The 14,945-nt window shown below is 71.4% G+C and carries 17 protein-coding genes; 8 read left to right on the top strand and 9 right to left on the bottom strand.

What is annotated here, in order from left to right; genetic code table 11:
• The first annotated feature begins 10 nt into the window (after positions 1–10).
• Positions 11–988 carry a zinc-binding dehydrogenase gene (locus D892_RS0129710; protein WP_024804729.1) on the top strand — a complete coding sequence of 326 codons (978 nt, stop codon included), beginning with the start codon at positions 11–13 and terminating at the stop codon, positions 986–988.
• Positions 989–1,057: 69 nt separating this feature from the next.
• Here the strand turns inward: D892_RS0129710 and D892_RS0129705 are convergent, their stop codons facing one another.
• Together D892_RS0129705 and D892_RS0129700 are read right to left on the bottom strand one after the other, a co-directional pair.
• The gene (locus tag D892_RS0129705) at positions 1,058–1,921 is read right to left on the bottom strand and encodes an SDR family NAD(P)-dependent oxidoreductase (protein WP_024804728.1); all 864 of its coding nucleotides are present in this window, start codon (positions 1,919–1,921) and stop codon (positions 1,058–1,060) included.
• Between the two features lie 390 nt (positions 1,922–2,311).
• Entirely contained in the window at positions 2,312–3,829 is a 1,518-nt protein-coding gene (locus tag D892_RS0129700) for an MFS transporter (RefSeq protein WP_024804727.1), read from the bottom strand.
• Positions 3,830–3,996: 167 nt separating this feature from the next.
• On the opposite strand from D892_RS0129700, the gene D892_RS0129695 reads away from it, so the two are divergent.
• The 3 genes from D892_RS0129695 to D892_RS0129685 all read left to right on the top strand — a co-directional run bounded on the left by D892_RS0129695 (position 3,997) and on the right by D892_RS0129685 (position 5,860).
• Positions 3,997–4,656: a TetR/AcrR family transcriptional regulator gene (locus tag D892_RS0129695; protein ID WP_024804726.1), complete on the top strand. Its 660-nt coding sequence runs from the start codon at positions 3,997–3,999 to the stop codon at positions 4,654–4,656.
• A gap of 149 nt (positions 4,657–4,805) precedes the next feature.
• Positions 4,806–5,591, top strand: a complete 786-nt coding sequence (locus D892_RS0129690; protein ID WP_024804725.1) for a VOC family protein — start codon at positions 4,806–4,808, stop codon at positions 5,589–5,591.
• Between the two features lie 38 nt (positions 5,592–5,629).
• Positions 5,630–5,860, top strand: coding sequence for a hypothetical protein (locus D892_RS0129685; protein WP_024804724.1), 231 nt, complete (start codon positions 5,630–5,632; stop codon positions 5,858–5,860).
• A 2-nt stretch (positions 5,861–5,862) separates the two neighbouring features.
• Here the strand turns inward: D892_RS0129685 and D892_RS0129680 are convergent, their stop codons facing one another.
• The 7 genes from D892_RS0129680 to D892_RS0129650 all read right to left on the bottom strand — a co-directional run bounded on the left by D892_RS0129680 (position 5,863) and on the right by D892_RS0129650 (position 11,285).
• Positions 5,863–6,525, bottom strand: coding sequence for an O-methyltransferase (locus D892_RS0129680; protein ID WP_024804723.1), 663 nt, complete (start codon positions 6,523–6,525; stop codon positions 5,863–5,865).
• A 52-nt stretch (positions 6,526–6,577) separates the two neighbouring features.
• The gene (locus tag D892_RS0129675; protein WP_198037012.1) at positions 6,578–7,216 is read right to left on the bottom strand and encodes a LysE family translocator; all 639 of its coding nucleotides are present in this window, start codon (positions 7,214–7,216) and stop codon (positions 6,578–6,580) included.
• Positions 7,217–7,290: 74 nt separating this feature from the next.
• Positions 7,291–9,012 carry an urease subunit alpha gene (locus D892_RS0129670; protein ID WP_024804721.1) on the bottom strand — a complete coding sequence of 574 codons (1,722 nt, stop codon included), beginning with the start codon at positions 9,010–9,012 and terminating at the stop codon, positions 7,291–7,293.
• A complete protein-coding gene (locus D892_RS0129665; RefSeq protein ID WP_024804720.1) occupies positions 9,009–9,362 on the bottom strand; it encodes an urease subunit beta in 354 nt (117 codons plus the stop codon). The genes D892_RS0129670 and D892_RS0129665 overlap by 4 nt, the downstream gene beginning before the upstream one ends.
• A 52-nt stretch (positions 9,363–9,414) precedes the next feature.
• Entirely contained in the window at positions 9,415–9,717 is a 303-nt protein-coding gene (locus D892_RS0129660) for an urease subunit gamma (RefSeq protein WP_024804719.1), read from the bottom strand.
• 220 nt (positions 9,718–9,937) lie between these two features.
• The gene (locus D892_RS0129655) at positions 9,938–10,381 is read right to left on the bottom strand and encodes a PaaI family thioesterase (protein WP_024804718.1); all 444 of its coding nucleotides are present in this window, start codon (positions 10,379–10,381) and stop codon (positions 9,938–9,940) included.
• Between the two features lie 196 nt (positions 10,382–10,577).
• Complete coding sequence (locus tag D892_RS0129650; RefSeq protein WP_024804717.1) at positions 10,578–11,285, bottom strand: hypothetical protein; 708 nt, start codon at positions 11,283–11,285, stop codon at positions 10,578–10,580.
• A 147-nt stretch (positions 11,286–11,432) separates the two neighbouring features.
• On the opposite strand from D892_RS0129650, the gene D892_RS0129645 reads away from it, so the two are divergent.
• The 4 genes from D892_RS0129645 (at position 11,433) to D892_RS0129630 (ending at position 14,891) form a co-directional block, all read left to right on the top strand.
• The gene (locus D892_RS0129645) at positions 11,433–12,470 is read left to right on the top strand and encodes an iron ABC transporter permease (RefSeq protein WP_024804716.1); all 1,038 of its coding nucleotides are present in this window, start codon (positions 11,433–11,435) and stop codon (positions 12,468–12,470) included.
• A complete protein-coding gene (locus D892_RS0129640) occupies positions 12,467–13,558 on the top strand; it encodes an iron chelate uptake ABC transporter family permease subunit (protein WP_024804715.1) in 1,092 nt (363 codons plus the stop codon). The genes D892_RS0129645 and D892_RS0129640 overlap by 4 nt, the downstream gene beginning before the upstream one ends.
• On the top strand, positions 13,555–14,397 hold the full coding sequence (locus tag D892_RS0129635) for an ABC transporter ATP-binding protein (protein ID WP_024804714.1): 843 nt from the start codon (positions 13,555–13,557) through the stop codon (positions 14,395–14,397). The genes D892_RS0129640 and D892_RS0129635 overlap by 4 nt, the downstream gene beginning before the upstream one ends.
• Positions 14,398–14,474: 77 nt before the next feature.
• Entirely contained in the window at positions 14,475–14,891 is a 417-nt protein-coding gene (locus D892_RS0129630) for a BlaI/MecI/CopY family transcriptional regulator (RefSeq protein WP_024804713.1), read from the top strand.
• Positions 14,892–14,945: the final 54 nt, after the last annotated feature.

The raw sequence follows: 14,945 nt of genomic DNA, 5'->3' as shown, positions 1-14,945 counted from the left end.
GGATGGTCCCATGCATGCGATTCGCCTTCACACCTTCGGGCCCGCCGAGAACCTGCGCTACGAGACCGTCGACGATCCGGTGCCGGGGCCCGGACAGGTGCGGATCGCTGTGGCGGCCGCCGGGGTCCACGTCGTCGACACCTCGATGCGCCGTGGCCTGCCCGGACCGTTTCCACTGCCGGAGCTGCCCTTCGTGCCGGGGCGGGAGGTCGCCGGAACGGTGCACCGCCTCGGACCCGGTGTCGACGAGAAATGGCTCGGCACAACGGTTGTCACGCACCTCGGACAGACCGAGGGCGGATATGCCGAACTGGCCGTCGCCGCGGCCGACCGGCTGCACGAGGTTCCGGGCGGGCTCGATCCGGCCGCGGCGGTCGCGATGATCGGGACCGGCCGCACCACGCTCGGTATCCTCCAGTTCGCCGCGCTCGAACCGGGCGGCATCGCCGTCGTCACGGCCGCCGCGGGCGGCATCGGCACCCTGCTCGTGCAGTATCTGAAGAATGCCGGACTCACGGTGATCGGCCTGGCGGGCGGGCCGGAGAAGGCCGATCTGGTCGCCGCCGACGGCGCCGACCTCGCCCTCGACTACCGGCGCCCCGGCTGGGCCGACCGGATCCGCGACCGGTTCGGCGACCGGCCCGCCACGTGGCTGTTCGACGGCGTCGGCGGCGAGACGGCCCGCACGGCGGTCGAACTGCTCGGCAAGGGCGGCACCCGGCTGGTGTACGGATGGAGCGGCGGCGCTCCGCTGGAACTCGGCGAGGACTATCTCACCGACCGCGGCATCGCCTCCGAATACGTGCTCGGCCCGAAGATGCTCGACCGCGCGGGCGGCATCCGCAACCTGGAGACGACCGCGCTCGCCGAGGCCGCCGCCGGGCGCCTGCGACCGGCCGTCCAGCGCTTCCCGCTCGCCGAGGCCGCCGCGGCACATCGAGCGCTGGAGACCCGGGCGACCGTCGGCAAGGTGGTTCTCATGCCGTGAGCCACGGCGGGTCACCGCGGCAGCAGAGCGGTCACCACCCGCAGCAGCAGAGCCCGAGCGGCACAGCGCTCACCGCCGGTAGCTGCGGGTCATCAGCCGATGCGCCGGGCCGCGGGTGAGATCGGACCACGCCTGTAGCGGGCCGGTCCACCACGGGGTGATCTCCACCGGCCTGGCGACGACGGCGTGGCACACGACATCGGCGGCCTCGTCGCACGTCAGGCCCGGGGTGGGACCGAAATCGGACGGGGCGCTCATGCGGGTGTGCACCAACGGCATGTATACCGACGTGACGGTGACGCCGTCGACGGCGATCTCGGTCGCCACCGTGCGCAGCCAGGTATCGAAGGCCGCCTTCGACGCACCGTAGGCCGCCCACTGCGGCCCCGGCGGCATGCGCAGGGTCCAGGTGGACAGGTTCACGATGTGCCCCTGCCTGCGTTCGCGCATGCTCGGCAGCAATGTCAGCAGCAGCCGCACCGGCCCGAGATAGTTCACGTCGATGGTGCGGGTGAAGTCGTGGAACCGGTCGTAGGATTCGTCGATCGGCCGCCGGATCGACCTGCCCGCGTTGCTGATCACGACGTCGACGTGGCCGTGCTCGGCGAGGATGTCGCGGGCCAGCCGCTCGGTGGCCGCCATATCGGAAAGATCCGCCTGAAACACCCGCGCGGTGCCGCCCTCCGCACGGATCTCGTCCGCCACCTGCTCCAGGTCCTCGCGGGACCGGGCCACCAGCAGCACCACCGCACCGGCGGCCGCCAGCTTGCGCACGGTGGCCTTCCCGATGCCGTGCGAGGCGCCGGTCACCAGCACCACTCTTGCCGAAACCGCCGCGCGGAGCGCCTTGCCCCGCGGCCGCGAGGTCGGGTACAGCAGCCGCGTCGCCACCCGCTCGGCCAGCGGACGACCGTTGGACGTGCCTTCGCTCACATCTCGACTCTAGGCCCACCCGGTGCGCATCGCCCCGAATCCGGCCGGAAGGCACGGAGTCCGCCTCCGTCCCGGAGCGGTCCCTCGCCGACCGAGGCCGCTCGGCGCGCAGCGGCACGGTCCGGCTCACCGACTCCCCGGCACGCCCCGTGGAGCACGGCGAGGAGCGCCGGGCCGATCCGCGGACAAACGCCGTGCCGATCACGCGCACCCACGGCACTGCCGGCCGGACCGCGCACGACGCCGCTCGAGGCCCACCGAGACGACCGATCACGCACACGCGACGCAGCGCGCCCGCTCACCCACGACAACGCCGTGCTCGGCCCGCCCGGCACCGGCCGCCCGCGCGCACCGGGCCCGAGCGCGCCCGACCGCCTACGACAACACCGCTCACGACCCGCCCACGCCGCACTTCGCCGCCGAGGTCTCCGAGTCGCCGCCGGGCGCGGCCTGCCGGAACCGTGCGGCCAGCACCGCCACCACCGCCATGACCAGCAACAGCACGGCGCCCACCGCGATCCCGGCATGCATGCCGGAGACGAACGACTCGCGGGCCGCATGCACCAGCGTCTCGTCCTCCCCCGCTTCCGCGATCGTCTCGCCGAGCGTCGCCGCGAAGTCGCCACCCGACCGGAACACCAGCGCGGCAAGCGATCCCAGTAGTGACAGCCCCAGTGCGTTGCCCAGTTCGAAACTCGTCTCCGAGATACCCACGGCGGAACCGGCCCGTTCGGGCGGCGCCGACGCCACCGCCACCTCCGACACCAGCGTGAACACGATGCCGTAGCCGATGCCCGCGATCGTGGATCCGGCGACGTACCAACCGATTCCGCCGTCGACGCCGATGCCGAGCAGCATCAGGTTGCCGCCCGCGGCGGCGGTCAGGGCCAGGACGAACGCCGGCCGGGTGCCCAGCCACCGCGCCACCCGGGCACCACTCATCGACATCACGAACACCACCGCCGCGGCCGGAATACCCAGCAGCGCCGCCCCCAGCGCGTCGCGGCCGGCGACCGATTGCAGATAGACGCTGGTCAGATAGCTCATCCCCGCCAGCGACATCATCCCGACCGTGCTGGAGCCGACGGCGACGGCGAACGATCCGCGGCCGAACAGCCGCAGATCCAGCAGCGGCTCGGCCAGCTGCCGCTGCCGCCGCACGAACACCACCAGCACGACCACACCCAGCACGCCCGGAATCAGCACCTCGGCATCGATCCCCTCGGCGGCGGCCTGCTTCACCGCGTACACGACGGGCAGAATGCCGCCGATGGACAGCGCGACGCTCAGCAGATCCAGCGGCCCGCGCCCGGCCACGCGCTGCTCCGGCAGCACGAACGGCCCGGCGATCAGCAGCACCAGCAGCACCGGCGTGTTGATCAGGAACACCGCGCCCCACCAGAAGGTGTGCAGCAGCACGCCGCCGATGACCGGCCCGACCGCCGAACCACCGGCGAAGAACGCGGTCCACACGCCGATCGCGGTGCCGCGGCTGCGCGGATCCGGGAACAGCCCGGAGATCAGCGCCAGGCTGGAGGGCAGCAGCGTGGCGCCGCCGATGCCCATCAGCGCCCGCGCCGCGATCAGCACACCCGCACTGGGCGCGAACGCCGCGAGCACGGAGGCGATACCGAATACGGCCGCCCCGGCGAGCAGGATCCTGCGCCGCCCGATCCGGTCGCCCAGGTTGCCCATCGTGATCAGCAATCCGGCGATCAGGAAGCCGTAGATGTCGAGGATCCAGAGCTGCTGGGAGGCGGAGGGATCCAGCTGCGCGGTGAGCGTCGGCATCGCCAGATACAGGACCGACATGTCCATCGACACGAGCAGCACCGGCAGGATCAGCACGGCCAATCCCAGCCAGGCGCGCCGAGACGGGGCGGTCGTACGGGTGTCTGTGCCGGTCATCACCTATCCTTCGAATCGTGCGTACGACGTACGCCCATGGTCGGGTACAGCGTACGCACCCGGCGGGTAAAAACGAAAGCGAGTTTCTCTGTGACCGAGCGCAGCGAGGGCACCCTCGACACACCCCAACCGGGCAGGTCGGAGCCGGTCGTGAGCGAGGTGGCGCCGTGGCGGACCCCAAGCTGACCCGTACCGCGATCGTCGACACGGCGCTCGGCCTGGCCGACGAGTCCGGCCTGGACGCGCTGTCCATGCGGCGCATCGCCGACCGCCTGGGTGTCGGCGCGATGTCGCTGTACCGGCACGTCCCGAACAAGGACGCACTGCTGGCGGAGCTGACCGACGAGGTGGCCCGCCGCAACCCCTATCCGCCCGCGGATCCGGGCTGGACGTGGCGCGATCGCGTGCGCATCGCGGCCGAGATCGATTGGCGGCTGTACCAGGAACATCCGTGGGTTCTGTTCACCTTCGCGGTGCCCCGCTACAACTTCGGGCCGCACAGCCTGGTGTGCCTGGACTGGCTGGTGGAGGGTTTCGCCGAGCTGACCGACGACCGGCGCGAGGCGACCCGGATGGCGCTGTCGGTGTGGAGTTATATCGCCGGCATCGCGCTGCAGCAGGTCAGTGCGGCGATGCTGGCCAAGCGCGACGCCGGGCAGGAGGAGGTGTCCGGGCTGACGGCGCTGCTCGAGGGAACGCCGCGCTGGCCCACACCGCCCGCGCTGGCACCGCTCGAGGGCACCGGCAGCGGTGACCTCCTGGATCCGGAGCGGCTGCTGCGGTCCGGGCTCGCGGCCCTCTGCGACGGTTTCGCCGCGGGCCGCTGAATCGGACGTCTGAATCCGGCCCGTTACGGCCGACGACGGTTTCGCCGGGCGGAGCGATGAATTCGCCCCGCCCGTCTCGTCGGTACAGGCGTCACCCGTGGTCTTCGCGTCCAGGCGGAGACCTACTGACCACCTCGAGGAGCCGATCGATGACCTCCGGATTCGCCCCGGGCGCACCCTGCTGGTTCGATGTCACCCAGCCCGATATCGCGGCCGCCGCCGATTTCTACACCGGCCTGTTCGGCTGGACCGCGCAGGACACCGGCGCGGAGATGGGCCATTACACGCTGCTGCACCAGGACGGCGCCCAGGTGGCCGGCATCGCGTCGGCCCGCACACCGGACGACGAGGTCAAGCCCGCGCTGTGGCTGCCGTACTTCGCGGCGGCCGATGTGCGCGGCGCGGTGCGGGCCGCGACCGCCACCGGTGGCACCGCCTTCGGCGAGTTCACCGAGGTCCCCGGGCAGTTGGAGTTCGCGACCCTCACCGACCCCGACGGCGCGGCGTACGGCGTCGCCCACCTGACCGGCAATCCCGGCACCGAACGCTGGGCGCAGCCGAACAACCCGTGCTGGGTGCAGTACACCGCCACCGGCGCTCCGGCCGACGCGATGGCCCACTACGCGTCGGTGCTCGGCTGGACCTACCGCAACGCCGCCTGGGAGACCGCCACCGACAAGCCGTATCAGGCGCTGACCACCGGCGCGGGCGGGGGCGAGTTCGGCGGCGCGGCGACGGCCGCACCCGGCGAGCCCGCACCGTTCTGGGGGATGACGATCCACGTCCCGGACTGCGACGCCACCGCCGCCCGCGCCACCGCACTCGGCGGCAAGGTCGTGAGCGAACCGGTGGATCTGCCCGGCCCGTCCCGCGTCGCCGTCATCGCCGACCCGGCCGGAGCGACCTTGGCTCTCATGGCATTCGGGGGCCGCTGACCGCCGCGCCTCAGCGACCCGGGTAGAAGCTTCTGGCGGTGCCGCACGCGCAGCTGTATCGCGTCCCGGTGCGGTTCACCGAGCAGGGCCTGCTGCGTGAGGCGGCCGAGGACCTGTACCGCACACTCCAGGACGAGATCGACCCGGACGACAGCATCCGGGCCGAATCCCGTTCGCGCATCCTGGAACTCGCCGCCGAGCACGAGCAGGCGTACGTGGATTTCTGGGCGGAGCCGGCGCGCGACCCGCACCGCACGCCGAAGAAGTAACGTCAGCCGGTGACGAGCGCGTAGGCGAAACCGTCCCAGCCCTTCTCGCCGACGGTCTGCACCGCCGACGCATCCAGCCGGGGTTCCGCGGCGAGGAGTTCGAGCACGTCGCGGCTGGCCCGCGCCGACGCCTCGGAGGGGTCCGGATCGACGATGGCGCCGTGCCGGACCACGTTGTCGATGATGAGCACCGAGCCCGGGCGGGTCAGCCGCAGCGCCCACTGCACATAGTTCGAGTTGTTCACCTTGTCGGCGTCGATGAAGACCAGGTCGAACGGTTCGGGTTGCTCCTCGGCCAGCGCCGGCAGGTTGTCCAGCGCCGCACCGACCCGGATGTCGACCCGCTCGCCGACTCCCTTGCGGTCGAGGTTCTTCCGGGCCACCTCGGCGTGCCGCGGCTCGTACTCGAACGTCACGACGCGCCCCTCGGGCCCGACCGCGCGGGCCAGCCACAGCGTGCTGTACCCGCCGAGCGTCCCGAACTCCAGCGCCCGCCGCGCCCCGATCGACCGCGCGATCAGATGCAGGAACTTGCCCTGCGCCGGCGAGACGTCGATGGCAGGCAGCCCGGCGGCCGAATTCTCCTGAAATACCTCCGAATCCGCATCCCCGACCAGCGTGTCGACGAGATAGCGATCGACCTCACCCCATTCGGCATTCGTCATACCGAGCAGTCTGCCACCGCGATCGCGGCCGCGGCCCGCCCCGCCGGTGTGATCATGTCCCCTCGACCGCGAGCTTGACACCCAGCCCGATCAGCACGGTGGCGGTCACCCGGTCCAGCCACCGCCGCACCGCGTCGCGGGTCAGCAGCCGACGCGCCCGGGCCGCCACCCACACCAGGCCGCCGAGCCACACCAGGCCGCAGGCAACGTGAATCGCCACCAGCAACGCACCCCGGACCGGCGCGCCGGCCGGCAGGAACTGCGGCAGCAGACTCATATAGAACACGCCGACCTTGAGGTTGAGCAGATTGGTCAGCATGCCCGCGCGGAACGCCGTCCAGCGGCTCGGCGACGCCGCCACCTCCGCGTCCTCCCGCGTCCCGGACCGGTTGCGCCGCAGGCTCTTCCACAGCGCCGAACCGCCGAGCCAGAGCAGATACGCGGCACCCAGGATCCGCACCACCTGATAGGCCAGATGCGACGCGGTCAGCATGGCCGTCAGACCCGCCACGCTCGCCGTGCCCCAGACCAGGCAGCCGCACGTGACCCCCAGCAGGGCCGCGATGCCTCGGCCCCGGCCGCCGAGCACCGCATTGCGCAGCACCAGCATGGTGTCCAGGCCCGGCGTCATCACGCCGAGCAGAGCGATCACCGCGAATCCGACGACGGCGCCGAGTGTCATGCGCGCCATGACAACACAGTCACCACCGCGGCGCCACGGGATTTATGACCTCTCCATCGCCGACGGTCGCACCGGGCAGGGGCTCAGAACAGGAAATACCGTTGTGCCATGGGCAGTTCGGTGGCCGGGTCCTCGGCCCACACCTCGCCGTCGACGCGCACGGTGAAGGTGTCCGGATCGACCTCGATGCGCGGCATCGCGTCGTTGTGCGGCAGATCGGATTTACCGCGCTTGCGCACATCGGCCACCGGCACCAGCTTCCGGTTCACCCGCAACCGCTCGGCCAGGCCCGCCTCCACCGCCTGCTCCGAGACGAAGTGCAGCGAGGTGCCCGCGGTCACCGCCGGCGCGGCACCGAACATCGGCCGCGGCAGCACCGGCTGCGGGGTCGGGATCGAGGCGTTGGCGTCGCCCATCGCCGCCCACGCGATCGTGCCGCCCTTGAGCACCGCATGCGGCCGCACCCCGAAGAAGGCGGGTTCCCACAGCACCAGATCGGCCAGCTTGCCGACCTCCACCGAGCCGATCTCGTGGTCGAGACCGTGCGTCACGGCCGGGCAGATGGTGTACTTCGCGACGTAGCGGCGCACCCGCAGATTGTCGGCGGCACCGTCGCCCGGCAGCGCGCCGCGGCGGCGCTTCATCATGTGCGCGGTCTGCCAGGTGCGCATCACCACCTCCCCGATCCGCCCCATCGCCTGTGAATCGCTGCCGATCATCGAGATCGCGCCCAGGTCGTGCAGCAGATCCTCGGCGGCGATGGTGGACGGCCGGATCCGGCTCTCGGCGAACGCCAGATCCTCCGGAATCGCCGGGTTCAGGTGATGGCACACCATGAGCATGTCCAGATGCTCGTCGAGGGTGTTCACGGTGTGCGGCCGGGTCGGGTTGGTGGAGCTCGGCATCACGTTGGGGTGGGCCGCGACCGTGATGATGTCCGGCGCGTGGCCGCCACCGGCCCCCTCGGTGTGATACGAGTGGATGGCCCGGCCGGCGATCGCGGCGAGGGTGTCCTCCACGAAGCCGGCCTCGTTCAGCGTGTCCGAGTGCAGCGCCACCTGCACCCCCGCCGCGTCGGCGACGGTGAGCGCGGCATCGATGGCCGCCGGGGTGGTGCCCCAGTCCTCGTGCAGCTTGAAACCGCCCGCGCCGCCGCGCAACTGCTCCCACAGCGATTCGTGCCGCACGGTATTGCCCTTGCCCAGCAGCAGGATGTTCACCGGCCAGCCGTCGGTGGCCTCCAGCATCCGGCCCAGATGCCAGGAGCCCGGCGAGACGGTGGTGGCCTTGCTGCCCTCGGCGGGTCCGGTGCCGCCGCCGACCATGGTGGTGATGCCGGCGCCGAGCGCCTCCTCGAGCAGCTGCGGGCAGATGAAGTGCACGTGGCAGTCGATGGCGCCGGCGGTGACGATGCGCCCGTTGCCCGCGATGATCTCCGTCGACGCGCCCACCACCAGGTCCGGGTGCACGCCGTCCATGATGTCCGGATTACCGGCCTTGCCGATGCCGCAGATGCGGCCGTCCCGGATACCGATGTCGGCCTTGATGATTCCCCAGTGGTCGACGATCACCACGCCGGTGATGACGGTGTCGGGAGTGCCCTCCGCGCGGGTGGCCCGCGACTGGCCCATGGACTCGCGCAGCACCTTGCCGCCGCCGAAGACGGCCTCGTCGCCCGCCGAACCCGGTCCGCCGCTGCGGTCCTCGGTGATCTCGATCAGCAGGCCGGTGTCCGCCAGGCGGATCCGGTCGCCGGTGGTCGGCCCGAACAGTTCCGCGTACCGGGCACGGGTCAGCTCGCTCATAGATTTCCGTCCAGGATTGCGCGTTCGGTCGATTCGGAGAACGCGTCCAGCTGCCCCGGAGCGTTCAGGCTGATGCCGTGCACCTCCCGGGCGCCGCCCAGCGGAACCAGCGAGACCCGCTGTCCCAAGCCCGGTTCGAAGCGCACGGCGGTGCCGGCGGGGATGTCGAGGCGATGGCCGTGCGCGGCCTCGCGATCGAATTCCAGCGCCGCGTTGGCCTGCGGAAAGTGCACGTGGCTGCCGACCTGGACCGGACGGTCGCCGGTGTTGACCACGTCGAGTTCGATGCGCTCGGCACCCGCGTTGATCTCGACGGGCACGTCGTGGTGCAGGATCTCGCCCGGCACCACTCCCGCGGTGTCCTGCTCTGTCATGGGTCGCCCCACCTCCGTCATGATCACCTCAGCCGATCGGGTGGTGCACGGTCACGAGCTTGGTGCCGTCCGGGAAGGTGGCCTCCACCTGGACGTCGTGGATCATCTCCGGCACGCCGTCCATGACGTCGTCGCGCGCGAGCACCGCGCGGCCCGATGCCATCAGCTCGGCCACGGTGCGGCCGTCGCGGGCGCCCTCGAGCACGTGGTCGGTGATGATCGCCACCGCCTCGGGGTGGTTGAGCTTCAGCCCGCGGTCCCGGCGGCGGCGGGCCAGCTCGGCCGCGTAGCTGAGCATCAGCCGTTCCTGCTCATGCGGCGACAATCGCATTCGTGCTCCTCGGCGAATCGGCGGGTGGTGCGCCCCGGGCGACCGGTTACTCGGCCCGGACGATCCCGGCGACCTCCTCGTCGTCCGGGTGATCCGTACGCCGCCCGGACAACGATCCGGACCGCGGGTGCGGTGCGCGACATTCTGACACGGGCACGCCGGACGTGCCGCGCGACGTATCCGGATACCCGGTCGACCGGATCCGGCCGACCCGGCGGAGTCAGTCCTGGACAGACTGCAGGTTGTGCAACCGCACCTGCCCGCGCGCGACCATCCGGTCCTGCTCGTCGGTGATCACCACCTGCCACAGCTGCTGCGTCCGGCCGCGGTGGATCGGGGTCGCCACGCCCCGCAGCGTGCCCGCGCGCACCGGCCGCAGGAAGTCGGTGTTGTTGTTGACCCCGACGACCGTGCCGCGTTCGCCGAACCAGACGCTGCCGCCCACGCTGGCCAGCGTCTCGATCACGGTGCAGTGCACGCCGCCGTTGACGATGCCGGCGGGCTGGTGCTGCTGCGGCGACACCACCCACTCCCCGGCCACCCGGTCGGGCCCGAGTTCGGTGTACTTCAGGCCGATCAGGTCGGTGAAGTGCCCTTCGCTGAGCCGAGTCATGAGCTCGGGTGTCATATTCGCCATCGAGAGTGACTGGTCGCGCTGGGTCATAGGAAAACATTTACACAGGGCGGACACCACTCCGTTCGCGGGTATCCCGGCCTGGTTCCCCGGACGACCGGCGGTGACGAAAAGCGGCGGGCCCCACGTGGTTTCGTGGGGCCCGCCGCGGGCACAGGATCGGGGGTCGACCGCAGCCCTCGGGACTCTCGCCGATCCGAACGCCGATTTTCAGTGTAGGGCAGGCTTACCTAACTAAGCAAGCGCGACGGACCGGCATGCCGCGTTCCTCCATCGCGGCCAGCAGCGCCTGCCCGCGCTCGGCGCCGACGGTCGAGGACGCGCGCGCCAGATCCGGCACATAGGTCGCCGCGCCGGTGATCGACTCGGCCACCAGCACCCAGAACCGCCGCGCACTCAGACCCGAACACCGGGACATGCTGCGCTGCACCAGCATCAGCGCCGCCTCGCAACGGTGCGCCAGCCACACCGACATCGCGCGCTCGCACGGCAGCGCCACCACGCCGGGCCGCCCCGCCAGCCGGTCGCCGTCGATCACCCGGATCGTGGTGTCGGACAGGCCCGCCCAGTCCACGCCGCCGTCGTTGTCGCTGTGCACCCACAGGTTCTCCAGACCCGGATCCCAGGCCCGGCCCTCCGCCACGAACAGCGCCACCACCCGGCCGACGACGGCGTGAATCAGCGCCGTGGCCACCACCTCCGCGGCGATCTCGGCGCTACTCATCTCCGCCGCGTGCCGCCGGTACATCACCTCCACCCGCCCCTCGCGCACACCGTCGACCAGTCGCCACCACCGACGCCGGGTCTGGTCCGCCATCGCTGCCACGGCGTACACCCGCGGATGTTCCGGCTGCAGGGCGCGCAACCGGGCACAGGCATATCCGAACGCCTCGTCGGATCGGCGCGCCGCACTGGCGGTCATCGGTTCGGACATCGAACCTCCTAGTCGGTCGGGCAAACTTCCTCGTCGGTCGAGCCATTCCGCATCGACCCGGCAACACGGAGCCTGAATGAAAGATAGGTTAGGCTTACCAGACTTACGGAGCAATGGATCCCGTCACGTCAGGAGTTATTCGTCGCCGTGCCCGCCGCAGTCACCCTCACTCGGCATCGCGTCGCAGGTTTGCTGATCCTGACGATGCTGCTGCTGGTCGCCGTCGCGGCCGGGATCGCCGTGGGCGCCAGGTCACTGTCGCTCGATACCGTCTACCACGCGCTCACCTGTCCGGGCGGATGGCCGCTGAGCTGCCCGGCGGTGACCCCCGAAGACCAGATCGTGCGCGAGCTGCGGCTGCCCCGGACGGGTCTCGCGCTGATCACCGGGCTGGCGCTCGGCATCGCCGGCGCGCTCATCCAGGGTTACACCCGCAACCCGCTCGCCGACGCCGGACTGCTCGGCCTCAATGCCGGGGCGGCGTTCCTGGCCGCGCTGTCCATTCATCTGTTCGCGCTGACCCGGCCCGAGCAGTACATCTGGTTCGCGTTCGCGGGCGCCCTGATCGCCGGGGTGGTGGTGTTCGCCGCGTCCTCGGCCGGCGGCGGCACGGCGAGCCCGCTGGGCCTGGTGCTGGCCGGCGCCGCGGTCACCGCGCTGCTGCAGGCCCTGACGAACGCCGTCGTGCTGCTGGATCCGGCGGCGCTGGACACCTATCGATACTGGGTGGTCGGCACCGTCGCCGGGCACGACGCGAACGTGCTGGTGCAGGTGCTGCCGTTCCTCGCGCTCGGCACGGTGCTCGCGCTGCTGGCCGCGCCCGGGCTCAACGCGCTCGGCCTCGGCGAGGACGTGGCGCGCGGGCTCGGGGTGAACGTGGGCCGCAACCGGGCGCTCGGACTGGCCGCGGTCGTCCTGCTCACCGGCGCGGCCACCGCAGCGGTCGGCCCGATCTCGTTCCTCGGACTGGTCGTCCCGCATCTGGCGCGATTGTTCACCGGCCCGGATCACCGCTGGCTGCTGCCCTATTCGGGCCTGCTGGGCGCGCTGCTGCTCCTGCTGGCCGACATCGTCGGCCGCCTCGTCGCCCGCCCCGGCGAACTGCAGACCGGTATCGTGCTCGCGGCGGTCGGGGCGCCCTGCTTCATCTGGTTCGTCCGGCGCCGGAAGGCGGTGGGGCTGTGAGCATTCCGACACTGTCGCGGGTGCGGCCCGCGGTGCGCCTCGGCCCGTTCTCGTCCGTGCTGCGAATCTCGGTGCTGCTCACCGTGATCGGACTCGCGATCGCCACGTTCGGCCTGTTCGCGCTCGATATCGCCATCGGGGAGTACCGGATTCCGCTCGGGCGGGTGCTGGACGTGCTCACCGGCGGCGGCACGCGGGCGCAGCGGTTCATCGTCCTGGAGTCGCGGTTGCCGCGCGCGGTGACCGCCGTGATCGCCGGCGCGGCACTGGGACTGGCGGGCGCGGTCACCCAGTCGATCCTGCACAATCCGCTGGCCAGTCCGGACCTGCTCGGCATCACCTCCGGCGCGAGCTTCGCCGCCGTCGCCACGGTCACGAGCACCGGGGCGGCCACCGGCGCCGGCGCGGCCCTCGGCCTCGGCGTGCCGCTCGCCGCGCTGTGCGGCGGGCTGCTCACCGCGGTGGCGATCTATCTGCTCGCCTGGAAGCGCACCCGCGACGGGGCGTCGGGCCCGACCGGAATGCGGTTGGTACTCATCGGGATCGGCGTCAACGGATTGTTGCTGTCGGGGGTGAGCTGGCTGCTGACCCGGGCCACCCTGACCGACGCCACCCGCTCGCAGCTGTGGCTGACGGGTTCGCTCGACGGCGCCGACGGCACCCGCGCCGTCACCGCGGGGATCGGCCTCGTCCTGGTACTCGCCGTCACCGTCGGCTCGACGCGCACCCTCGCCGCCCTGCGCTTCGGCAGCGACACCAGCCGGGCGCTGGGCGTGCGCCTGCAGGCGCAGCAGGCCCTGCTGCTCGGCGCCGCCGTCGTCGCCGCCGCGCTGGCCACCGCGGCCGTCGGCCCGGTCGCCTTCGTCGGGCTGCTGGCGCCCCAGATCGCGCGGCGGCTGCTGCGCGCGCCCGGCGAGCCGGTGTTCGGATCGGCGCTGGTCGGCGCGCTCATCGTGGTCGGCGCCGACGTGATCGCGCGTACCGTGGTGCCCGTCGACCTGCCGGTCGGCATCGTCACCGCCGCCCTCGGCGGTCCGTTCCTGCTGTTGTTGCTCGTGCGCACGAACCGGAAGGCGACCCTCTCATGACCGCCACCCCGCACCGCCTCCTCGCCGACGATCTCAGCCTCGGCTACGGCGGGCGCGCCGTCATCGACGGCCTGTCGCTGGACATCGAGACCGGGGTGGTCACCACCGTCATCGGACCCAACGGCTGCGGCAAGTCCACGCTGCTGCGCGCGCTGGGCCGGCTGCTGCGCCCGCGGGCGGGGCGGGTCCTGTTGGACGGCAAGGCGATCGCCACCCTCAAGTCCCGCGACGTGGCACGGATCGTCGGCATGCTGCCGCAGTCCCCCGTCGCGCCGGAGGGCCTGACCGTCGCCGATCTCGTCGCGCGCGGCCGGCACCCGCATCAGTCCTGGCTGCGCCAGTGGTCGGCCGACGACGAGACCGAGGTGGCCGAGGCGCTGGCCCAGACCGGCATCGCCGACCTGGCCGACCGCACCCTCGACGAGCTGTCCGGCGGTCAGCGCCAGCGCGCCTGGATCTCCATGGCGCTCGCACAGGGCACCGACATCCTGCTGCTCGACGAGCCGACCACCTTCCTCGATCTGGCCCATTCGCTCGAGGTGCTGGACCTGGTCGACCGGCTGCATCACGATCTGGGCCGCACCGTCGTCATGGTGCTGCACGACCTGAATCTCGCCATCCGCTACAGCGACCGGCTCGTCGTCATGAGCAACGGGCGGATCGTCGCGCAGGGTGCGCCCGCCGACATCATCGATGCCGAACTGTTGCTCGAGGTGTTCGGGCTGTCGGCAACCGTGCTCGACGACCCGGTGTCCGGGCGCCCGATGATCGTGCCGATCGGCACCCGCCACGTCGTGGGCACCGTCGGCGGTCCCGACCAGGACACTTCGACGCTATGAAAAATCCCACACGGCTACCGGCCGGTTACGACGAGATGTAGTACGCATTTGTGTCGTTGCCTCCGTAAACTTGTGGGATGGCAGGTCTTGGTGAACTCGAGAAAGCGGTCATGGACCAGTTGTGGTCGGCCGATGAACCACAGACGGTCCGGCAGGTCCACGAGGCCCTCGCGGCGCACCGCGAACTCGCGTACACCACGGTGATGACCGTGCTGCAGCGGCTGGCCAAGAAGGACCTGGTCGTGCAGCAGCGCGACGACCGGGCCCATCGGTATGCCCCCGTACACACCCGCGACGAGCTCGTCGCCAGCCTGATGGTCGACGCCCTGCAGCAGGCCGACGAGGTCGGCAGCCGCCGCGCCGCCCTCGTGCACTTCGTCGAACAGGTCGGAAAGGATGAGGCTGCCGCTCTCCGGGATGCACTCGCTAAGCTCGAGGTAACCGAGACCGCGCGCGATGCGTCCGACGACAAGGGAGTCGCCCCGCCGCAGTAGTTCCTGCGGCGCTCCGGTCGCCGGATGTCGGCTGTGCGCCGCGCTCTCGGGCCC

It is taken from the genome of Nocardia sp. BMG51109 (assembly GCF_000526215.1).
Taxonomy (GTDB): Bacteria; Actinomycetota; Actinomycetes; order Mycobacteriales; family Mycobacteriaceae; genus Nocardia.
Note: the sequence above shows the minus strand (reverse complement) of the source record. Positions and strands in the feature narration are given on the sequence as shown.